This is a genomic window from Methylobacterium oryzae (assembly GCF_021398735.1).
Classification (GTDB): domain Bacteria; phylum Pseudomonadota; class Alphaproteobacteria; order Rhizobiales; family Beijerinckiaceae; genus Methylobacterium.
In genome coordinates this window covers 250,195-270,684 of the sequence record NZ_CP090349.1, presented here as the reverse complement: position 1 = coordinate 270,684, position 20,490 = coordinate 250,195, and the positions used below count along the sequence as shown (strand labels likewise).

23 protein-coding genes are annotated in these 20,490 nt (G+C 71.2%); 17 read left to right on the top strand and 6 right to left on the bottom strand.

Annotated features, from left to right (window positions below):
- Genes LXM90_RS01330 through LXM90_RS01295 form a run of 8 tightly spaced genes read left to right on the top strand, consistent with a single transcriptional unit; the run spans nt 1 to nt 6,523 of the window.
- Nucleotides 1–1,017, top strand: a complete 1,017-nt coding sequence (locus LXM90_RS01330; RefSeq protein ID WP_234081587.1) for a nonribosomal peptide synthetase MxaA — start codon at nt 1–3, stop codon at nt 1,015–1,017.
- Nucleotides 1,018–1,021: 4 nt separating this feature from the next.
- Entirely contained in the window at nt 1,022–2,086 is a 1,065-nt protein-coding gene (locus tag LXM90_RS01325; RefSeq protein WP_234081586.1) for a vWA domain-containing protein, read from the top strand.
- The gene (locus LXM90_RS01320) at nt 2,083–2,712 is read left to right on the top strand and encodes an MxaK protein (RefSeq protein ID WP_234081584.1); all 630 of its coding nucleotides are present in this window, start codon (nt 2,083–2,085) and stop codon (nt 2,710–2,712) included. Before LXM90_RS01325 ends, LXM90_RS01320 begins: the two co-directional genes overlap by 4 nt.
- Nucleotides 2,709–3,788 carry a vWA domain-containing protein gene (locus LXM90_RS01315; protein ID WP_234081583.1) on the top strand — a complete coding sequence of 360 codons (1,080 nt, stop codon included), beginning with the start codon at nt 2,709–2,711 and terminating at the stop codon, nt 3,786–3,788. Before LXM90_RS01320 ends, LXM90_RS01315 begins: the two co-directional genes overlap by 4 nt.
- A gap of 2 nt (nt 3,789–3,790) precedes the next feature.
- Nucleotides 3,791–4,345: an SRPBCC family protein gene (locus LXM90_RS01310; protein ID WP_234081582.1), complete on the top strand. Its 555-nt coding sequence runs from the start codon at nt 3,791–3,793 to the stop codon at nt 4,343–4,345.
- Between the two features lie 8 nt (nt 4,346–4,353).
- Complete coding sequence (locus LXM90_RS01305; RefSeq protein ID WP_234081581.1) at nt 4,354–5,304, top strand: YncE family protein; 951 nt, start codon at nt 4,354–4,356, stop codon at nt 5,302–5,304.
- Entirely contained in the window at nt 5,301–5,834 is a 534-nt protein-coding gene (locus LXM90_RS01300) for an MxaH protein (RefSeq protein WP_234081580.1), read from the top strand. The genes LXM90_RS01305 and LXM90_RS01300 overlap by 4 nt, the downstream gene beginning before the upstream one ends.
- Complete coding sequence (locus LXM90_RS01295; protein ID WP_020096040.1) at nt 5,831–6,523, top strand: response regulator transcription factor; 693 nt, start codon at nt 5,831–5,833, stop codon at nt 6,521–6,523. The genes LXM90_RS01300 and LXM90_RS01295 overlap by 4 nt, the downstream gene beginning before the upstream one ends.
- 26 nt (nt 6,524–6,549) lie before the next feature.
- Here LXM90_RS01295 and LXM90_RS01290 read toward each other — a convergent pair whose 3' ends face one another.
- On the bottom strand, nt 6,550–6,984 hold the full coding sequence (locus LXM90_RS01290) for a hypothetical protein (protein WP_043713321.1): 435 nt from the start codon (nt 6,982–6,984) through the stop codon (nt 6,550–6,552).
- Nucleotides 6,985–7,079: 95 nt separating this feature from the next.
- On the opposite strand from LXM90_RS01290, the gene LXM90_RS01285 reads away from it, so the two are divergent.
- Nucleotides 7,080–7,376 carry a hypothetical protein gene (locus LXM90_RS01285; protein ID WP_234081578.1) on the top strand — a complete coding sequence of 99 codons (297 nt, stop codon included), beginning with the start codon at nt 7,080–7,082 and terminating at the stop codon, nt 7,374–7,376.
- A gap of 39 nt (nt 7,377–7,415) precedes the next feature.
- Here the strand turns inward: LXM90_RS01285 and LXM90_RS01280 are convergent, their stop codons facing one another.
- Nucleotides 7,416–7,772, bottom strand: coding sequence for a VOC family protein (locus LXM90_RS01280; protein WP_020096043.1), 357 nt, complete (start codon nt 7,770–7,772; stop codon nt 7,416–7,418).
- Between the two features lie 246 nt (nt 7,773–8,018).
- On the opposite strand from LXM90_RS01280, the gene LXM90_RS01275 reads away from it, so the two are divergent.
- A complete protein-coding gene (locus LXM90_RS01275) occupies nt 8,019–10,130 on the top strand; it encodes a putative bifunctional diguanylate cyclase/phosphodiesterase (protein ID WP_234081577.1) in 2,112 nt (703 codons plus the stop codon).
- 530 nt (nt 10,131–10,660) lie between these two features.
- On the opposite strand, the gene LXM90_RS01270 is transcribed toward LXM90_RS01275, so the two are convergent.
- Complete coding sequence (locus tag LXM90_RS01270) at nt 10,661–11,494, bottom strand: outer membrane protein (RefSeq protein ID WP_234081576.1); 834 nt, start codon at nt 11,492–11,494, stop codon at nt 10,661–10,663.
- 503 nt (nt 11,495–11,997) lie between these two features.
- Between LXM90_RS01270 and LXM90_RS01265 the strand changes: the two genes are divergently transcribed.
- Both LXM90_RS01265 and LXM90_RS01260 read left to right on the top strand, forming a co-directional pair.
- A complete protein-coding gene (locus LXM90_RS01265; protein WP_234081574.1) occupies nt 11,998–13,512 on the top strand; it encodes a formyl transferase in 1,515 nt (504 codons plus the stop codon).
- A gap of 84 nt (nt 13,513–13,596) precedes the next feature.
- Nucleotides 13,597–13,758, top strand: coding sequence for a YqaE/Pmp3 family membrane protein (locus LXM90_RS01260; RefSeq protein ID WP_007567273.1), 162 nt, complete (start codon nt 13,597–13,599; stop codon nt 13,756–13,758).
- A 710-nt stretch (nt 13,759–14,468) separates the two neighbouring features.
- Here the strand turns inward: LXM90_RS01260 and LXM90_RS01255 are convergent.
- Entirely contained in the window at nt 14,469–15,077 is a 609-nt protein-coding gene (locus LXM90_RS01255) for a glutathione S-transferase family protein (RefSeq protein ID WP_234081573.1), read from the bottom strand.
- 96 nt (nt 15,078–15,173) lie between these two features.
- Between LXM90_RS01255 and LXM90_RS01250 the strand changes: the two genes are divergently transcribed.
- From LXM90_RS01250 to LXM90_RS01240, 3 genes are all read left to right on the top strand, one after another.
- Nucleotides 15,174–15,893 (top strand): helix-turn-helix transcriptional regulator, encoded by a 720-nt coding sequence (locus LXM90_RS01250; protein ID WP_091682662.1) that lies wholly within the window; start codon nt 15,174–15,176, stop codon nt 15,891–15,893.
- A gap of 301 nt (nt 15,894–16,194) precedes the next feature.
- Nucleotides 16,195–16,491, top strand: a complete 297-nt coding sequence (locus LXM90_RS01245; protein WP_234081572.1) for a hypothetical protein — start codon at nt 16,195–16,197, stop codon at nt 16,489–16,491.
- A 172-nt stretch (nt 16,492–16,663) separates the two neighbouring features.
- Entirely contained in the window at nt 16,664–16,942 is a 279-nt protein-coding gene (locus LXM90_RS01240; protein ID WP_234081571.1) for a hypothetical protein, read from the top strand.
- A 333-nt stretch (nt 16,943–17,275) separates the two neighbouring features.
- Here LXM90_RS01240 and LXM90_RS01235 read toward each other — a convergent pair whose 3' ends face one another.
- The gene (locus LXM90_RS01235) at nt 17,276–17,485 is read right to left on the bottom strand and encodes a hypothetical protein (RefSeq protein WP_234081569.1); all 210 of its coding nucleotides are present in this window, start codon (nt 17,483–17,485) and stop codon (nt 17,276–17,278) included.
- 446 nt (nt 17,486–17,931) lie between these two features.
- Here LXM90_RS01235 and LXM90_RS01230 point away from each other — a divergent pair, with 446 nt between their 5' ends.
- Both LXM90_RS01230 and LXM90_RS32075 read left to right on the top strand, forming a co-directional pair.
- Nucleotides 17,932–18,189, top strand: a complete 258-nt coding sequence (locus LXM90_RS01230; protein WP_234081568.1) for a hypothetical protein — start codon at nt 17,932–17,934, stop codon at nt 18,187–18,189.
- Entirely contained in the window at nt 18,186–18,398 is a 213-nt protein-coding gene (locus LXM90_RS32075) for a helix-turn-helix domain-containing protein (RefSeq protein ID WP_419149847.1), read from the top strand. Before LXM90_RS01230 ends, LXM90_RS32075 begins: the two co-directional genes overlap by 4 nt.
- Before the next feature lie 901 nt (nt 18,399–19,299).
- Here the strand turns inward: LXM90_RS32075 and LXM90_RS01225 are convergent.
- Entirely contained in the window at nt 19,300–20,340 is a 1,041-nt protein-coding gene (locus LXM90_RS01225; protein WP_234081567.1) for an IS110 family transposase, read from the bottom strand.
- Nucleotides 20,341–20,490 lie beyond the last annotated feature (150 nt).

The following is a 20,490-nucleotide window of genomic DNA, read 5'->3' as shown; positions in this document are numbered from 1 at the left end:
ATGGGCGCGCGCGGTCCCGCCCTCCTGCCGGCCGGCCTCTCCGCCGGCCTCTCCGCCAGCCTCTTCGCCAGCCTCCGCGCCGGCGTCCTCGCCGGTGTCCTGGCCGGCATCCTGGCCGCGCCGCTCGCTCTGACGGCCGGCCCGGCCGCCGCGCAGGTGCGCTCCGTCGAGGTGCGCAGCCCCCGGCCCTTCGGGATCTTCCTGGGCGACCTGGTCGAGGCGCAGGTGGAGATCCTGGCCGATCCCGATTTCCGGCTGCAGCGCGCGACCCTGCCCCGGCCCGGTCCGGTGACCTACTGGCTCGACCTGCGCGCCGTCGCGGTCGACGAGGCCCCGGCGGCCGGCGGCCGGCGGGTGCGCCTGCGCCTCACCTACCAGAGCTTCTACGCCGCCCTCGACGCCCGCACCCTGGAGGTGCCGGGCTTCCCCCTGACGCTGGCGAGCGAGGCGGCGACCGGGCGAACCACCGCGGCCGTCCAGGTGCCGGGCTGGAGCCTCGGCGTCTCGCCCCTGCGCGAGGTGCAGCCGCAGCGGCGCGAGGATCCGGCCGAGTACCTGCGCCCGGACGGCCGGAGTGGGCGGGTCGATCCCGGGCCGGACGTCGCGGCGGCGGCGGGTCTCGGCGCCCTCGCGGGCCTCGCCGCGCTGGCGCTGGCGCACGACCGGGCCTGGGGACCGTTCCGGCAGCGGCGGGGCCGGCCCTTCGCGGCGGCTCTGCGCGCGCTCCGGCGGCAGCGGGCGGGGGCCGGGCCCGATCAGGCCTACCGGGCGGCGCTGCTGGCCCTGCACCGGGGCCTCGACCTGACCGACGGGAGGCGGGTGCTCGCCGACGATCTCGGCGCCTTCCTCGCCCGGCACGGGGCCTTCCGGGGCCAGGCGGCGGAGCTCGCGCGCTTCTTCGAGGCCTCGCGCCTCGCCTTCTTCGGCGGCCGGCTGCCGGCCGCGCGCGCGGCCTGGCCCCGCGCCGAGGCCGAGGCGCTCCTGGCGCGGCTCGCGGCGGCGGAGCGGAGCGCGTGAGGCCGTGACCGATCTCCTCGCCCGCCTCGGCGCGACCGATCCCTGGGTCCTGTGGCTGCTGCCGCTGGCGCTGCTGCCGCTGGCCCGCTCGGCCCTGCGCCGGACGGCCGTGCCGGCGGTCGCCGCCGCCCCGGCCGACCCCCTCTCGGCCTGGCTCGGCCGGGCGCTGACGCTCGCCGGCGTCCTGGCCATCGCCGGCCTGATCGTGGCCCTGGCGGGCCCCTACCGGACGGGCGCAAGGATCGAGCGCCTCGGCATCGGCGCGCAGGTCTCGCTGCTGATCGACCGCTCCGGCAGCATGAACGAGACCTTCGCGGGCCGGCAGCCCTCCGGCGCCGAGGAATCGAAGGCTGCGGCCTCCCGGCGCCTGCTGGCCGATTTCGTCGGCGCCCGGGCGCACGATCTGTTCGCCGTGACGGCCTTCTCCACCGCGCCGATGCTAGTCATGCCGATGACCGACCGCCACGACGCCGTGCGGGCGGCGATCGCCGCCATCGACCGGCCCGGCCTCGACTACACCAATATCGGCCGGGGCCTCGGCATGGCCCTGTCGCAGTTCGGAATCGATGTCGGCGCCTCGCGGGTTCTCCTGCTGGTCTCCGACGGCGCGGCGGTGATCGACCCGCGCATCCAGGACCAGCTGCGCGCCGCGGTCGCGCGGATCCGGCCGAACCTGTACTGGCTGTTCCTGCGCACCCAGGGATCGCCCGGCATCGCCGACCGGCCGGCCGGCGAGGACACGCCCCAGGCCGCGCCGGAGCGCCATCTCGACCTGTTCTTCAAGAGCCTCGGCGTGCCCTACCGCGCCTTCGAGGCCGAGGGCGCCGAGGCGGTGGCCGCCGCCATCCGGCAGATCGAGGCCCTGGAGCGGGACCCGATCCCCTACGTCGAGGAGCGCCCGCGCCGGGACCTGACCGGGCTCGCCGCCGCGCTCGCCGCCCTCGGCCTCGCGCTGCTGGTCCTGGCCAAGCTCGCGGAGGTGGACCTCGCGGCGGCACCGGCGGATGCGGAGACTGCGACGGAGGCCGCGACCGAGACCGCGGGCGTTGCGGCACGGAGGGCGGCATGAGCGCCGGCGCCCTCCTCGACGGCCCGGCCCCGCGCCACACCGCCCGCCCCCGCCTCAGCTTGGCGGCGGCGTGGCGCCGGGTCCGGCCGGCCCTGCTGGTCGCGCTGCCGCTGGTCCTCGCGGCCGCCGCCCTGTGGTTCGCCGTCTCGGGCTGGAGCGCCGCGCGCGACGACGACCGGATCGCCGCCCTGGAGGCGGGCCGCGACCGGCCGGTCGAGCCGGATGCGCGGCCGGCCCTCCTGGCGGCGCGGATCGGCTTCCTCGCCGCCCGGGACCGTCTCGGCGAGACCGAGCCCCTCATCGACGCCCTCGACCGCGCCGGTGCGGTGCGGGAGGCGGCCCGGGCGCGGTACGTCATCGGCAACGCGCGGATGCGGCAGGCCTTCGCGCTGATCGGCCGGGGCGACCTCGACAAGGCCGCGCCCCAGGTGACGCTGGCGCGGCAGGATTACCGCCGCGCCCTCCAGGCCCGGCCCGAGTTCTGGGACGCCAAGTACAACCTCGACGTCGCCTCGCGCCTCGTGCGCGACTACCCGGAATTCGACCGCAAGACCGGGGACGAGCTGCGCGCCGAGCCGAAGAAGATCTGGACCGACATCCCCGGCCAGCCGCGGGGCGGCCCGTGAGCCCGCGGCGCGTCCTTCCCCCCGTCCTGCCCTCGGTCCTGCCCACCCTCGTCGCCCGCAACCTGCGCGACGGGCGGTTCCGCGCCCTGGCGGCCGCCCTCGCGCTGGCGCTGGCGGCCCTGGTCGCGCCGCCGATCCCGGTCACCCGCACCGGCGTGTCGGTGCTGGCGGTGGTCGACATCACCGGCAGCATGGCGGTGCGCGACTATCCCGCCGCCGGCGGGTCGATGAGCCGGCTCGAGACCGTCAAGGCGGCGCTGCGGGCGACGCTGCCCGACCTCCCCTGCGGCTCGCGGGTGGCGCTCGGCCTGTTCACCGACCGGCGGCCGTTCCTGCTGTTCACGCCGGTCGAGGTCTGCGCCGACTTCGCGCCGCTGGACGGCGCCATCGCGGCCCTCGACCCGCGCATGGCCTGGGAGGGGGACAGCCGCATCGCGGCCGGCCTGTTCCGGTCGATCGCCATGGCGGGGGAGATCGACGCCGACCTCCTGTTCCTCACCGACGGCCAGGAGACGCCGCCCCTGCCCGCCTCCGGCGGCCCGACCTTCGACGGCAGGCCCGGCGCGGTGCGCGGGCTGATCGTCGGCGCGGGCGGCTACGGCCTGTCGCCGATCCCGCGCTTCGACGATCGCGGGCGCGAGACGGGTTTCCTCGGCGAGAGCGACGTCCAGCAGGAGAACCGCTCCGGGCCGCCCCCGGCCGACGCGGAATCCCGCGAGGGCTACAACCCGCGCAACGCCCCCTTCGGGGCCCAGGCCGCCCACGGCACCGAGCACCTCTCGTCGGTCCGCGAGCCCTACCTGAAGCGCCTCGCCGCCGAGACCGGCCTCGGCTACGTCCATCTCGACGGCCCGGGCGGTCTCGCCGCCTCTCTGCGCGCCGCGGCGACGCCGCGCCCGCTGCCCGGCCGCCTCGACCCGCGGCCCGCCCTCCTGGCGGCGGCCCTGGCTCTGACGCTCCTGGCCCTCCTGGGGGGGCCCCTCGCCCGCGCCCTTCGCGCGCTCCGCGGGCGCGCGGGCCACTCTGCTCCAATCCCTGCTCCAACCCCTGCTCCAACCGGAGCGATCAGGACCTGACCATGCGGATGCCCCTCGCCCTCTTTCCGGCCCTCGCCCCGGCCCTCGCCGTCGTCGGCCTCGCCGGCGCGGCGCTGGCCCACGGGCCGACGCCGCAGAAGATCGACCAGTCGATCACCATCCAGGCGCCCCCGGAGGCAGTCTGGAAGGTGGTGGGCGATTTCGGCGGCATCGGGCGCTGGCACCCGGACGTGGCCAAGGCCGAGGCCAGTGGCGGCAACGTCGAGGGCACGACCCGCCGGGTGACCCTCAAGGCCGGCGGCACCCTGGTCGAGGGGCTGGACGAGTGGCTGGCCGACGGCCGGACCTACTCGTACCGGATGTCCGACCCGGACCTGAAGGCGCTCCCCGTCTCCTCCTACTCGGCGACGCTCACCGTGACCCCGGACGGGTCCGGCTCCAAGGTGTCGTGGATCGGCCGCTTCTACCGGGGCGACACCGGCAACGAGCCGCCGGAGACTCTCAGCGACGAGGCCGGGCGCACGGCGATGAACCGCTACTTCGCGGACGGGCTCAAGGGCCTGAAGGCGGCCGTCGAGAGCCGGACGACCCATTGAGGCCCCGCATGCGCCACCTGTGGCTGATCGCGACGCTCGCGGTCGCGGTCGCGGCCGGGACCGGCGCTGGGACCAGTGTCGCGTCCGCGGCCGGCGACCCGGTCTGGGTCGTCAGCCAGCAGGGGGCCGAGCTGGCGCGGATCGAGGCCGGGAAAGTGGCCGGGCGGATCCCGCTCGGACCGGCGCCGGTGGCGGCGGCGACCGACCGGGCCGGCCGCCTCTATCTGACCCACCCGGACGGGCGCGCCGTCACCGTCGTCGCGCCCGGCGCGCCGCCCCGCCGCCTGCCCGTCCCCGGCCAGGCCTTCGGCCTCGCGGCGAGCCCGGACGGGGCGCACCTGTACGTCGGCGACTGGTCGGGCGACCGCGTCCTGAAGATCTCCGCGGCGACCGGCGCCCTCGAGGGCGCCGCGGCGGTGGGCCGCGACCCGGCCCACCTCGTCCTCGACCGGCGCGGGCGGCTCTACGTCGCCGACCGCGAGAGCCGTCAGGTCAGCGTGATCGACACCGGGACGATGGCCCGCGTGGCCGTGGTCCCGACCGGCGAGGCGCCCTTCGCCCTGGCGCTCGCGCCGGACGAGGCGAGCCTCTACGTCGCCAACGTGCGCAGCGGCGACCTCACGGTGATCGACACGGCGACGCTGCGGGCCCGCGCCACGGTTCCGGCCGGCCGGATGCCCTACGGCGTGGCGGTCACCGGGGACGGCAGCCGCATCCTGGTCACCAACCAGCACGCCGCCGCCGTGACGGTGATCGACGCGGCCCGGCTCGAGATCGTCGCCACCGTGGCGGTGGGCCCCTATCCCGAGGGTATCGCGGTGGTCGGTCCGCTTGCCTACGTGGCGAACTGGTTCTCGGACGACGTCTCGGTGATCGATCTCGCCACGTGGCGCGAGACGGCGCGCATCAAGGTGGCGGAGGGCCCGCGCACGGTCCTGGCGGGGGAGCCCGCGCGATGAGCCGTGCCGGCCGCATCGGGATCGCGTCCGGGCTGGTCCTGCTGGCCCTCGGCGCCTGCGACCGCGGGGCGGACGAGCGCGCCGACGCGCGCGCCGACGAGGCCGGCGCGGTGGTGGCCACCACCGCTGAGGGCACCCTGCCGGCCTGGCTCGCGCCGACCGACGGGACCGACCCGGCCCGCTGGCTCGCGGGCCGCGAGGCCGGCAAGGCCCTGCCGGCCGACGATCCCCGCGTGCGCGCGATGGCGACGGCGCTGGCCGGAGCCCGCGACGGCTTCATCGAGGACCCGCGCATGATCGCCAACCGCACCGTCCAGCTCGGCCAGATGCTGGCCGAGGCCGGCATCGGCGAGGGCTACGGCGCGATCCTCGACGGTCTCGGCGGCATCGCGGCGGAGCGCGGCCGCCGCAAGAGCCTCTACGGCGAGATGTGCCAGCACTACTACAACGCCCGGATGCAGGGGGCCGACCACGCGGCCGCGCTGGCGCGCCTCGCCGGCCCGCACCCGGTCGGCGAGGGGACGCCGTGAGCGCCGCCCGGGCCTCGGCCGACCGTCCGGCGGGGCGGGACGGCCCGCGGGTTCTCGACGCGGTGCTGATCGTCGACGACCACCCGGTCGTGCGGCGCGGCTTCCGCCATCTCGCCGAGGATGCCGGCGTCCGGGCGGTCCACGAGGCCGCGGACGTGGTGTCGGGCTACCGCACCTTCCACCGCCACCGGCCCGGGCTGGTGGTGACCGACCTGGGCTTCCGCGACCAGGGGCTGTCGGGCCTGTCGCTGATCCGCCGGGTGCGGGCCCTCGAGCCGGCGACCCGGATCCTCGCCTTCAGCATGCACGACGATCCGGTGATCGTCGCCCGGGCCATCGAGGGCGGGGCCCACGGCTTCGTCCTGAAGGACACGGCGGTGACGCGCTTCCACGAGGCGCTGGCGACCGTGTCGGCCGGGCACAGCTACCTGCCGCACGAGGTCGCGACCAAGATCGCGATGCTGAATGCCGGGCTCCTGGAATCGCCCCTCGCGCGCCTGACCGCGCGGGAGGTTCAGGTGCTGTCGCTGCTGGGGGCGGGCAAGTCCAACGAGGCGATCGCCGACAGCCTGTCGATGAGCCACCGGAGCGTGTCGGCCGTCGTCTCGGGCATGAAGCAGAAGCTCGGCGCCGGCAGCCTAGCCGACCTCCTGCGCATCGCCCTGTCGCGGGACGGGCGCCCGGTGTGACGACGACCGCCGTCAGCGGGCCGGGGCTACCGCGGCACGATCAGGCCGGGAACGATCGATCCCTGCGGCCCGAACGTCGCCTCGGCCTTCCGGCAATTGGCCGCGACGTCCTTCTGGTAGGCCGCGATGTAGCGGGTCGCGGTCAGGTGCAGGTCGCCGGTCTCCAGGCTCGCCGCGTCGACGCCCAGGGCCTCGACGGTCTGCTTGAGGCGCGCCGGATCGCTGCGCAGGCCGGGGCATTCGAGGTTCACGAAACCGGCGAGCCCCGCGAGCTTCGCCGCCTGATTGCGCCGCGGATCGGCGGACGCCGGGTCCTGCGCCTGCATCGGGGGCTGTCCCTGGGGCTGGATCGGGTGTTGCGGGATGGGCTGTGCGGGGGGCTGCGCCTGAGCATGGGCCTGGGCCGTCAGAAGACCCAGGAGGCCGGCCGAGATCGGGCCGGAAAGACGGATCGCGCGCATCGCTTCTCCCATCCAGTCGCAGGAGCAGCGCGTCCGTCGACCGTCACCGCTGCGAAGAGTCGCGCAGTTCTATGCCGCTGGATCGGAGATTTACAATGCAGACCAAGCTTATAATCGTCTTAGTGACTCTGGCCTGCGCGACTTTGCCGGCGAAGGCCGCCCGCCTGACCGTGGACGACAAGGCCTCGCTGTGGCCGCGGGCGAGCGCGACCGACAAGATCGATTTCTCGACCCGGATGGGCCGGGCCTTCCACACGCTGTCGCCCAAGCTGGACGCGGCGTACTTCATGCGCTGTCTGGAGGAGACCGCCAATATCGGGGACACCAAGGACCTGCGGCTCGAGGAGATGGTGCGGACCTGCATCTCCCTGGTCCGGGACGAGGCCGAGTGAGCGGCCGGCCCGGCCTCACGGAGGGCCTCGCGCGCGGCCTCACGCCAGATGGGCGACGATGTTGACCAGCCGGTCGAACGGGTCGCGGACGTAGAACCGCTCCACGCCCCAGGGCTCACGGGCCGGGCCGTACAGCACGGGCAGGCCCGCCCGCCTCACGCGGGCGAGGACCTCCGCCAGGTCGTCGACCTCGACCGAGATGTCGGGAACCGGCGTGCCCGAGCCGCCCGCGCTGGCCACGCTGATCTGCGGCGTCGCCGACATCCCGGGGGCCGCGAAGGTCAGGATCCAGCCGTGATCCATGACCACTTCCAGGCCGAGCACCTCCGCGTAGAAGGACCGCGCCGCCTCGACCTGCGTGGTCCGGATGTTGGTGACGATCCGCTTCACGGCCATGGCCCGGTCCCCGCTGCGCGCCGCCTATCAGAGGGCTCCGCGGGCGGCCCGGCAAGGCCCGGGACGGCGCCTCGGGAATCCGCGCCCCGGCCTCGTCGCGGTCCGCCGCCCGGAAGTGCACGCAGCGATTGAAAGCGGGCCTCCGGAAAGAATCCGGAAAGCTCCCCGATGGTACCGTCCGCGCCGGTGGGACCTCGCACCGTCCAGCAGAATGTTCGCCCAGGCGGACGATTGGGATCCCCGGGTATGAACAGTGGGACGGTCGCGCTGCGGGAGAAGGCGAAGCTCCTCGACACCGTTCTCGACACGATGGATCAGGGGCTGATGATGATCGACGCCGCCGGCGTCGTTCAGGTCTGTAATGCCCGCGCCCTCGCGCTGCTCGACCTGCCGCCGGACCTGATGCGGTCCCGCCCGACCTTCGAGGCGGTGCGGCAATACCAGATCGCGCGGGGCGAGTTCGGGAAGGCGAGCGAGACCCTGCAGCGCTGGGTGGCCGCGGGCGGCCTGGAGTGCCGCGCCCACACCTACGAGCGCGAGCGCCCCGACGGCACCGTGCTGGAGATCCGCACCGTGCCGCTGCCCGACGGCGGTGCGGTGCGGACCTTCACGGACATCACCGCGCGCAAGCGGGCGGAGGAGACGCTGCAGGTCAGCGAGACCCGCCTCGCCCTGGCGCAGGATGCGGGCAGCGACGGGCTCTGGGACTGCGATCTCACGACCGGGGAGGCGTGGTCCTCCGACCGCTGGTGGGGGGTCCTGGGCTACGAGCCCGGCGAACTGGCGAGCCACGCGCGGACGTGGCGGGCCCTGCTCCACCCGGAGGATGCGGGCGCGGCCGAGCGGGCCCTGATCGAGCACCTGAGCGGGCGGGCGCCGACCTACATGTCCGAGCATCGCATGCGCCGCAAGGACGGCTCCTGGGCCTGGATGATGACGCGCGGCAAGGTGGTGGCGCGCGCCGCCGACGGCCGCGCGGTGCGCTTCATCGGCACCCAGATCGACATCAGCGCCCGCAAGGCCGCCGAGGGGCAGGTCGCCCACATGGCGCGCCACGACGGCCTCACCGACCTGCCCAACCGCGCCCTGTTCTACGAGCGGCTCGAGATCCGGCTCGCCGACCTGCATCTGAACGGCGGCACCTGCGCGGTGCTGTGCCTCGACCTCGACCGCTTCAAGGCCGTCAACGACAGCCTCGGCCACGCGGCCGGGGACTTCCTGCTCCGGGCGGTGGCCCATCGCATCCGCGCGGTGCTGCGGGCCGACGACATGGTGGCGCGCTTCAGCGGCGACGAGTTCGCCGTGCTGGTTGCCGATGCGGACGACCCCACCCGCGCGGAGGCCCTGGCGGCGCGCCTGATCGCGGCCGTCCAGGCGCCGATCCCCTTCGGCAAGCGGCGGCTGAAGGTGGGCCTGAGCGTCGGCATCGCCCGGGCACCCGGCCACGGCTTCGACAGCGAGACGCTGGTCCGCCGCGCCGACCTCGCCCTGTACCGGGCGAAGACCGAGGGGCGGAACACCCACCGGGTGTTCGAGCCCGCGATGGACGCGGCCGAGGCGGCCCGGCGCGATCTGGAGCGCGACCTGCGCCAGGCGATCGAGGGCGACGAGCTCATCCTGCACTATCAACCGCAGGTGAGCACCGCCACCGGCCGGCTTCTCGGGTTCGAGGCGCTCGTGCGCTGGGAGCATCCGACCCGCGGCCTCGTGCCGCCGAACGCCTTCATCCCCCTGGCGGAGGAGAGCGGGCTGATCCTGCCGCTCGGCGAGTGGGTGCTCCGGGCCGCCTGCCGCGAGGCGGCCCGCTGGGCGCACCCGCTGAAGGTGGCGGTGAACCTGTCGCCGCGCCAGTTCCAGCAGGCGGATCTGCCCGAGCGCGTGCTGGCCATCCTGACCGAGACGGGCCTCGCGCCGACGCGGCTCGAACTCGAGATCACCGAGACCCTGATCATCAACGACATGGCGCGGGCGCTCGGCATCCTGCGCCGGCTGAAGGCCTTCGGCGTGTCCATCGCGATGGACGATTTCGGCACCGGCTACTCGTCCCTCGCGACGCTGCAGGCCTTCCCCTTCGACAAGATCAAGATCGACCGGTCCTTCGTGGGCCATGTCGAGGTCAGTCCGCAGGCGGCGGTGATCGTGCGGGCGGTTCTGGGGCTCGGCCGCAGCCTCGGGATGAGCGTCGTAGCGGAGGGCGTCGAGACGGAGGCGCAGATGCGCTTCCTGGCCGCGGAGGCCTGCGACGAGGTCCAGGGCTACCTGATCAGCAGGCCGCAGCCGATCGAGCGGTTCGCCGCGCAGATCGACGCGCCCGAAACCTTCGTGCCACCCGGCCGCCCCGACTCGGCCGTCGCCTGAGGCGCGCCGCGACGCCCCGGCGACGGCCCGGACGCCCGGACGCCCGTCGCGGTACCGGTGCGGAGCGCCGAGCGGCGGCCCTGCCGCCGGCCTCTGTGGCACGGCCGCGACACCCGCCGACGACCGCCTGTGGATGACGCGACCTGCCCCCGATCCGTCAAGGTTCGGATGCCAGCGTGACCGCGCACCTCCGATCCGGCTCCCTCAGCTCCGCCATCCCATGTTCGCCCAGCCCCACGCCCTCATCCTCCGCCATCGCGAGCGCGTCGCCGTGCTCATCTCCTCAGCGCTGTTCCTGGCGGGCGCCCTGCCGCTCTTCTGGGCGATCGGCTGAGGCTCGATCCCGGGCCGGCCGCATCGTCGGCCGGCCGTCGAGCTTCCGCGCCGCCGCGCTCGCGAGGACGGCGGGCCGCGTTCGGCCCGCCCGAACGGCGAAGGGGCCGCCTCCTGTGGGAAGCGGCCCCTTCGCGTTTCGGGTCGGGTGCGACGGTCGGGATGCGAGCGTCGCACCCGACCGTCGCTGGTCGATCTCAGTAGGAGCCGAACTTGTAGTTCAGGCCGGCGCGGACGACGGCGAACTCGTCGGAGCGGCGACCGATGCCGCTGTAGACGACCGGGAAGTTGTTGGCGGCGTTGATGACGAACGCGCCCTGGTTGCGGGTGTTGCGGTCGAGGTTGACGTACAGGCCTTCGACCTTGAGCGTCACGGCCGAGGAGCGGAAGAAGTTCAGGAACGAGTCGGTGGGCAGGGCGTACTCGATGCCGCCGCCGACGGCCCAGCCGGTGCGGAAGCTGTCGTTGCCGGCATAGCCGCCGAAGGAGCGGTCGGCGCTGCCGGAGCCGTAGGCGAAGCCGCCGGTGCCGTACACGAGGGTGCGGTCGAAGGCGTAGCCGAGGCGGCCGCGGACGGTGCCGAAGAAGTCGAGGCTGGAGAGGCCGCGCGGGTCGGTGACGTAGTAGCCGGGGGCCAGCGCGCCGGAGATGAAGGCGCTGTTCCGGTTACGGCCGAAGTCGAGGTACTGGGCGTCGGCCTCGACACCGATCACGAGGCCGGAGCCGGGGGTGATCTGCCAGTTGTAGCCGATCTGGCCACCGCCGGAGAAGCCGTCCTGGCTGCGGTTGCGGAAGGAGGCGACGGTGCCGGGGGCGGCGTAGGGGAAGGGGACGGCGAAGGTGTTGCCGGTGTTGCGGTCGCTGGCGTCGAAGGCGTAGCCGGCGTTGATACCGAAGTAGGCGCCGGTCCAGGTGAAGACCGGGACGGGGGTGAACACCGGCGGCGGGGCGGCGCGGCGCGGCAGGTCGGCGGCCGAGGCGGCGGCGGTGAGGGCCGTGAAGGCGGCCAGCGAGGCCAGGAGCTTGGTCATGTCGGTTCCCCGAATGTGTGATCTGGCGGTGTGGCTACCGATCACCGGGGGAAATGGCTGTAGTTTTGAGGTCACACCGCCTGTCGAAGGCCCGAAATGCCAGAGTAAAGCATCCTTCAAGACGCGACGAAGCGCGGAAATACAGCGCGCATCACGCGGGTGAGCGCGACAACAACGCGGCAGCGTTTTGGTTGCATCGAGATGTCGGGTTGGCACCGGGTGTGACGGGCACGCCACACCCGGTGCCGGTCGGTCGCCGGACGGCGCGTCGGCGATCCCGATCGCTCTCGCGGGATCCCGACACCGGCCTGGGCAACCCGGCAAGGTGCCGGAACGCCCCCGCCGCCGCGAGACAGGTTTTCATCCCGCGGATCCCGATCGAGGGTCCGATCACCCGCGCGTCCCGGGCCTCGATCCGAAGTTATGACTCCTGTTACCAACGGGAAAATAGATGGACTCGACAGTCGTCGTCGCGACGACCGCGCGATGGGAACCGGGGCGCCATGCATGTGAGAGTTCGCCTCGACGGCGCGAACCCGCGGCGCTGGCACGTCGCGCTGCTGGACCGGCTGTCCGGCCTGCCGGGCATCGCGGCGGTGAGCGTCGACGCCGCGCCCGGTCCGGACGGGTGGCCGGCACAGGCCGATCTGCTGTTCCGCCTGGAAGCCCTGATCTTCCGGCTGGCGCCGAACGGGTCGCGGCCCGTGCCGCCCGCCGATCTCGCGGCCTGGACCCGTCCCGGGACCCCGGACCTCGTGCTCGACCTGTGCGGCGACGCGGCCGCCTCCTGCCCGGTCTGGCGCGTGGCCTACGACGGCGGCCTCGGCGAGACCGGCCTGCTCGCGAGCCTGCTCGCCGGCCGGGTCCCGCATCTCGACCTCCTCGAAGGCGGCACCGTCGTCGCCGCGGGTCGCCTCGGCTCGGACTACCGGGGTTCCATCGCCGTCTCGTTCGAGGATGCCCTGTCGCGCACGGCGACGCTCGTCGTCGCCGCCCTGCGGGCCCGGTCGGACGGCCGCGCCTTCGCGGCGACGCCCGCCGCGGCCGCGCCCGCCCGTCCGGCGCGGATCCTGGCGTCCCGGCCGGCGCGGCTCGTCGCCCGGAGCCTCGTCGGCCGCCTGTACAGGCTGTGCTACCACGCCCCACACTGGCGCACCGGGTGGCGGACCCTCCGCGGGCCGGACCTCGTCGCGCTGGGCCGCCATCCCGCGGAGGGCTGGCAGGTGCTGCCCGACGACGGGCGGCGCTTCTACGCCGACCCGTTCCCCCTCGCGGTCGACGGGACGACCCACGTCTTCGTGGAGGAGTTCCCGCACGCGACCGGCAAGGCGATCATCTCGGCGGTCCGCTTCGGGCCGGACGGGCCCGAGGGGCCGCCCGTCCCGGTGCTGGAGGAGCCGCACCACCTCTCCTACCCGTTCGTGTTCGCGCGCGCGGGCTCCGTCTGGATGGTGCCGGAGAGTTCCGCGGCCGGCACGGTCGATCTCTACCGGGCGACCCGCTATCCGGGCGGCTGGGTGAAAGAGGCGACGCTCCTCTCCGGCGTGGTCGCGAGCGACGCGACGCTCCTCGAGCACGGCGGCCGCTGGTGGATGTTCGCCACCGTCCGGGACGCGCCCGTCGGCGCCCCGCCCGGATCGGGCTGCCACCACGACGCGCTGTATCTCTGGTCCGCGCCCGACTTCCGGGGGCCGTACGCGCCGCATCCGGCTAATCCCGTGCTGGTCGACCCGTCCTTCGCCCGGCCCGCGGGCCGGATCGTCGCGCGCGACGGGGTCCTGATCCGGCCGGTCCAGGATTGCGCCCACGGTTACGGACGCGCCCTGTCGCTGGCGCGCATCGACCGGCTCGACCCGGAGGGGTTCGCCCAGACCATCCTCGACCGGATCGAGCCCGGCCCGGCCTGGCCCGGCAGCTGCCTCCACACGCTGAACACGGGCGGCGGGATCGAGTGCATCGACGGCTCCGGTCGGGCCTCGCGTCTCAGGGCGTATCTGAGCGCGCGGTCCGACGCCTAGGCCGGGCCGCGGCGGAAGCTCGGCCGTCCGGAACCAGCCGCCGCGATCCGTGTTCGCTCACGAACGCGGAGACCCGTTGCCCCCATGATCATGATCCTCATCTGCTTTCTCGCGCCGTGGCTCGCCATGTTCCTGCGCGGAAAGGTGTTTCAGGGCATCCTCTGCATCATCCTCCACCTGACGATCATCGGATGGATCCCGGCGACGATCTGGGCGCTCGTCGTCACCCGCAAGGAAGCGGCCTGACCGGGGCGGAGCGGCCGGGATCGGCGGCTCCGCCGCGCGGTCCGATCCCCGCATACGGGAACGGCGGGGCTCTCGCCCCGCCGCTCACGCCGTCCGTTCGGGCAGTCCGTCGCCCGGGCGGCCCCGAGGGCCGCCGCAGCTCAGAAGCCCATCAGCACCCCGGCCGAGCCGGTCACCGTCATCGCGAGGCCGCCCAGGAAGGCGCCGATCATCGCGTAGGAGAAGCCCTTCAGGACCATGTCGTGCACTCCTTTCATCAAGCGGCGGGTCTCGGGCGAGACCCGGGATCACCAACTGCAATGATGATGCCGGATCGGCCGGCTGCGTGCGGTGCGAAGAGTCACGCTGCGCCGCGGAACCGTTCGGCGCGCGTTCAGGCGGCGTCGGTGAGCGAGACGGCCGCCGGGCCCGTCTCGCTCACGCGAAATGGGCCGGCAGGCTGAGGGCCTGCGCGTAGGTCACGAGGGCGACCTCGCCGGCGATCAGGGTCGCCGCCAGGGCGATGCGGTTGGTCCAGGTCATCGTCGTCTCCATCGGGTTCGCGACTGTGTTCGCGGTGTGATCCCGATGTACGCTCAAGCTTTCGGGCCCGGCGTGTCCCGGAACACCCGCGGTCGCCGGAGCCGCTCGGAACCGTTGCGGCGGCATTCCCGCAATTGCGTCCGGGCCGCTCCGACCACTCGGGAATCGGGAGCGGCGCCCCGTCTGCGTTAGGCGGCTTGCGGCCCCGACGCGCCGTCCTTCGCCGCGGCGCGCAGGGCGGCCGGGCGCGCCCGGCAGCGGTCCAGATAGGCATCGAGGGCCGCGCTCGGCGGGAAGGCCGCGCGGCCGAAGCCCAGGGCGCTGCCGATCAGGATGTCGGCGCCGGAGAACCGCGCGCCCATCACGTAGGGGCCGCGCGCCAGGGCGGCTTCCAGGCGGTCGACCACCGCCGCGTGGTTCCGGCGCTTCTGCGGTGATCCCGCGAGCTCGCCCGTCAGGCCGGCGAACAGCGCGGGCTCGAACTCGGCGACGTACCAGGCCAGCCACGTCAGGTACGCGCCGCGCTCGGGGGCGCCCACCGCCGGCGCCAGCCCGGCTTCGGGGAACGTCTCCGCCAGGTAGAGCACGATGGCCTGGGACTCGGTGACCAGACCGCCCGCGTGCAGGACGGCCGGGACGCGCTTGTCGGGATGCGGATTGGTGGCGTCCGGCACGCCCTCGCCCGTCATCGGCCGGAAGATCGAGACCGGCGCGATGGTGTAGGGAACTCCCATCTCCTCCAAGAGCCAGACGATGCGCGAGGAGCGCGATTGCGGGGCGTGGTACAGGGTGATCATGGCGCGGTTCCTGTCGGCACGGCGCGCGGGATGGCCGTGGCGGGAGGACTTGTAGGGACGCCCTGCTGACAGCATTCTGTCAGCAGGAGTCGGTGGATGCGGCGTGCGGACAGGCTGTTTCAGATCATCCAGATCCTGCGCCGCTCGCCGCGCCCGGTGACGGCCGCCGAGATCGCCCGAGAGCTGGAGGTCTCGGTCCGCACGGTCTACCGCGACGTCGCCGACCTCGTCGGCCAGCGCGTGCCGATCCAGGGTGAGGCCGGGCTCGGCTACGTGCTCGGCGAGGCGTTCGACATGCCGCCGCTGATGCTGACGCCCGACGAGATCGAGGCGGCCGTCCTCGGCGCGCAGTGGGTCGCGGGACGGGGCGAGCCGGTCCTCGCCAAGGCGGCGCGCGATCTCATCGCCAAGATCACCGCCGTGGTCCCCGAGCGCCTGCGCCCGCTCATCGCCGATCCGTCGATCGGCACGCCGACGGCCTTCGCGCAGGCCGCGGACGGGATCGACGTCGCCCGCGCGCGGACCTGGATCCGCGAGGGCCGCAAGATCCGCATCCAGTACCGCGACGTCCGCGGCGATCCGAGCCGGCGCGTGATCTGGCCGGTGATCGTCGGGTTCTTCGATCAGGCCCGGATGGTGGCCGGCTGGTGCGAGCTGCGCGGGGCGTTCCGGCACTTCCGCACGGACCGGATCACGGACGCCGAGTTCCTGGAGGAGCGGCACGGCCTCCGGCCCGCCGTCCTGCGGGCGCGCTGGAAGCGGAGCCTGCCGGACCGGCAGGAGGCGGCGAACCCCGCCGCGCCGGCCGCGCCGTAGGGCCGGATGACAGGGCCACGCGGAATGACCTGGCGACCCCGGTAGGGCTCGAACCTACGACCTGCCGCTTAGAAGACGACGGAGTGCTGAACCAAAACAGGCTTCATTCCGACAGGTTCACGGTTTGCCCCCACACAGAAATGATTGGCGAATTAGGCTTTGTCGGAACGGCCAAGAGCCATTTCCCGAGCTTGCTGAAGAGTAGCTGAGTCGCCTTCACCGCGCTCGCTACCACCGACCGCTACCAGATCCTGGCAGCCTGCCCCGCCCTCACCCGTTCCGCAGCCTGAGAGGATCCACCATGTCGAACATCATCACCCTGCCGACCCGTTCGAAGCCGGCCTCGACAGCGCACTACGAGGAGATCGCCCTGTACGGGCACGCCGGCCCGTTGATCGTCTCCCTCGCCCGCCGCACGGACGAGCCGACCGGACTGATCCACGTCGTGCTGCTCGGCGCCTCCGTCGGCCTGGAGATCGTCGCCAGCCTGCCGGACGACGAGAAGGGCCGCGCCGTCGCCGACTTCGTCGGGCCTGCCGTCCTGCGCACCGCGGAACTGGTCGAGACCGAGCTTGCCGCCCAGCCGGAGGCTTGCTGATGACCGAGCCCCCCATGCTCCATCCCGGCCGCACGTCGGCCGAACGCTGCGTCTTCGACCGCATCGGCTGCGGCGGGCAGCGCACGGCTCGCCCACCTCATACCTCCGAAGTGAGTAGGCCCTCACGCAGGCGAACCTCAGCAAGCGCGCTACTTTGGGATCATTGGTACCGGTGGAGCTGCCCGTGTCCTCGCCACTCGAAAACATTTTGCTCGAAGAACTCCGCGACCTGACGGTGCGTTTCGAAGTTCTGCAGTCGGCACTCGGTATGACCATATCGTTGATGGCCGACGAACAGCGAGTGGCGATCATCAAAATGTTGGCTGAAAACCTCAAGTTAGTAGGTAGCGAAGATCCTCGTGGTGTGGCTGGGACGACCGTGAAGGATCTGATTGACCTCGCGCTATTGCCTCCGGATGTAGTTCAAGGACGACAGACGGACAGTCAATAATCGATACGGCTGAGTTCGCGAGCGAGGCGGGTGCGTGGATATGACTGCATCACGCGTGTTCGCGATAGGCAATTCTTGGAGCTGTGCTGACTGGCATTTGTTCACACGAGGTGCGGCGGCAGGATCATGAACTGCGCGTGCACGATCAGGCTGAACGCCATGGCAGCCGTCACGACAGCGTCGACGAGACGGTTCGTCAGGGTGATCGGCTTGGTCATGGTGACCTCGTCAGCTCGGCTGTTCTGAAGCCGCCTTATGGCCAAGCTGGATGTCTCGAGGATTGCTCCGATTGTTGCGTGAGGCTGAGAGGCTGGACGTGCGTCTTCCGAGCGCTCACACGTCCGTCTCACGCTTCACGACTGCATCCTCGTCAGTGCCCTTCTGCGTCAAGCCGACGTCCGGGCCTTCCAGCGGGTCTGAGGGTGCCTTGGGGCTGATCGGACGAATGGATTTCTGTTCGGCGCCAACTCGAGCCCAGCGCTCGGCGTCGTACTCGGCGTCTGCGAGATCCTGCGTGTTCGAGGTCATTGGTTTATCGGGCATCGGACGCTCTCCGTGTGCAGGAGTAACACAGCGAGTGTCAGAGCAGGTCCGGACGCCGCGTCGATGCGAGTTGGCCGGCTTCGAGGTTGGAGAGGCGTTGCTATGATTTGCTCCTGCCTCGCATACGAGAACGGCGGGGCTCGCACCCCGCCGCTCATCCACTCGCTGATCTCGGCGGCCGCTGAGGCCGCGTGTAGTCCGAGGCCCTTACAGGCCCATCAGCACACTGGCCGAGCCAGCGACAGTCATCGCGAGGCCGCCCAGGAAGGCGCCGATCATCGCGTAGGAGAAGCCCTTCAGGACCATATCGTGCACTCCTTTCATCAAGCGGCAGGCCTGCAACCAGACCCGGTGAGTTCGTCTGCAATCAAGATGCCGGATCGGCACCGTGCGTGCGGTGCGAAGAGTCACGCTGCACCGCGGAATGGCCCTGTGCAGGTTCAATCATGACAGCACGTGAACAGGCCGCCTTCGCCGCCGGCATTGAGATGGCCCGCCAGATGGCGCTCACCGCAGCGGCCATGGTCGAGGTCCGAGAGGATGGCCGCGAGGTCCGTCAGCAATGGGAACGCCAGCGGGAAACCGAGGCCGGGTCGGGTGCGATCGAGGAAAGGGGGTCGCATTCCGCTACCCCCTTGGCGCCCGATGCCGGAGGGGGTCACGATCCGTTACCCCCTCGCCGGCTGACGAAGGTGGGGCTGTGACGACCCCTCCCCCATCACGGGCTGCCGAGCGCCGGCGATCCACGGGGAAGGCCCATACCGACCGGCGTACCCCTCGGTCCGCGCATCGTCCCGTCGCCGAACGTCGTGCCGCCGTTGAGGCCCTGCTGGCGGAGGGGCTGTCGGATCGAGAAATCGCCCGCCGAACCGGAGTGTCGCCGTCAACGGTGTCGGCGGTTAGGAAGGGCTAGGAAGCCGCCAAAATCGGCGCGTGGGGCCCGTCGGGCATTTCTGTGCCAAAGCACCGCATTCTAGCTGGCGGCCGTCCTGGGCCAAATCTGGCGACCTGATGCCGATATGGGCTTGCCCCACATCCAACCCGGCTCGCGATGACTGCCTCCAGAAACTCTTCGTGCCGCCCGGCCGACGCTCGCGTAGCGGCTTCTAAAAACCCCGCGCGTGATTGGGTCCGAAAACTCCGGAAAGTCGCGCCACCGTCGCAAGCCCGGATCGCTCAGCTCTAGAGGTGCCTCGCGCGTTGGGGGTGGAAATCACGCTGGAAACCAGTTCGCGCGTTGAATGCTGAAACTGAGTTAGGCCCGTTCGGGTGTTCTAGGTGTCTATTAGTTGGAATGCGACGTTTGGCACTGACCCGCGATGGCCGCAAAGGGTGGATTTCCGCTGGTCTGCTTCGGGGCTGCGGATGCATCGAAGCAGACGCTTCGCCCAAACTCGTTCACGACCTGCGCAGGAAGAGAACGTCATATCTCGACAAATGCTATTCCAGGTGCGTATTGATTATTACTTGCGTTCAATAAGGGCAATAATGGAGTGTATTCAAATATTATTCGTCAGATCATGTCTGATAAGTCTGAGAAGGCGAGCGCAATACTCCCCGAGGCGAACTTGAGGTTCTGCGCTCGATACTGCGTCTCGCCTTCACCTCCCCCGAGCGAGCTAGAAACTGCCGAGCGCAAGCGTACATGCCGGGCTTGCAACCCTGCGCCATGTTCTGCGTCTCGTCAGCGCCCTTCAAGGAAGAGTTTATCCATGGGAGAGCTTAGTGGCAGCGGGCCCTGCACCTCGTCGTAATGCTTTACCACCCAACATTTTAGGAGGATCCCCGATGAGAAGGACGATGGCCCGCATCGGTCAGGTGACCCTCATCGGCTCGCTGTCCTCCCAACGGAATTCGGTGTTGTCCATCCACATGCGGTGCATGATCACCGCGAGCTTACGAGCCACTGCGATGACCGCACGCTGAATTCCGCGGCGCTTGGCTACTTGGACCCCCCAGGCTTTGAGCGCCGAACTCCGGGGCATCCTAAGCAGTATAAACGCTGCCTCGACAAGCAGTGTTCGTAGAATTTGATCTCCGGCCTTGCTGATCTTGCCCCTGTGGTCGACTTCGCCCGACTGAGTCTGCCGTGGTGTTAACCCGAGAGCGGCGCCGATTGATCGTGACTTCTGAAACCGCTCGGGAATGTCGACTGCGCTCTTGAAGCTCAGTGAGATCACCGGCCCAACCCCAGGGCAGGTCATCAGCAGGCGGCAGACCGGATCTTGGCGCGTAATGCGCGAAACTTGCTTGGTCAGCTCTGCGAGCTGCGCCCGCAACGCGCGCCAGCATGTCAGAACCGGTTCGGTTACGTCCCGAAGAAAAGAGTCGCCTGCAACCAGTTCGCGGACACGCACTTCCCACTTCGGCCGGCTTACCGAACCAATCTTGAGACCGAACTGCCGGATTATGCCTCGGACGAACATTTCTAGATCAATCATCTTAATCTGCACCGTCTTGCGGGCAGCCAACAGGGCTCGCATTCGCTGAGAATGCTCCGACTTGACGTGAACCACATGCGGCGTCCCGAAGCACATCATCCGCGCGAGGCCGCGAGCATCGTTTCGGTCGTTCTTATTCGTGGTCTCCAGCCTGAGAAAGCTTTTTGCCTTCCGCGCATCAAGAACGAACGCCGGCAATCCACTTCTTGCCAGTCCGATATAGATCCAGTGCGCGAGGCTGCCGGTTTCTAATCCAATGCGATGATAGGCTAGCCCAAGATCGCGTAGATAAATGGAAATCGCCTCGGGGCTGGTATCAATTTTCGACTCTGCGACTATATTCATTTCTTCGTCTATTACACAGATCTGAGTTTCTTTCAGGGCCACGTCCAGACCAACATAGTGACGAGTCATTTGCGGCAGCCGTGCTAGCGTGACCTGCCATTAGCAAAACAAAAACAGCAGGTACCGGACGCCGACGGAAGGCGCCGGCACCTCTCGTAGAAAGAATTTTGACTCAACCCTTGGGAAATATAGACTATCGATTTGCAAATCGGTGACACG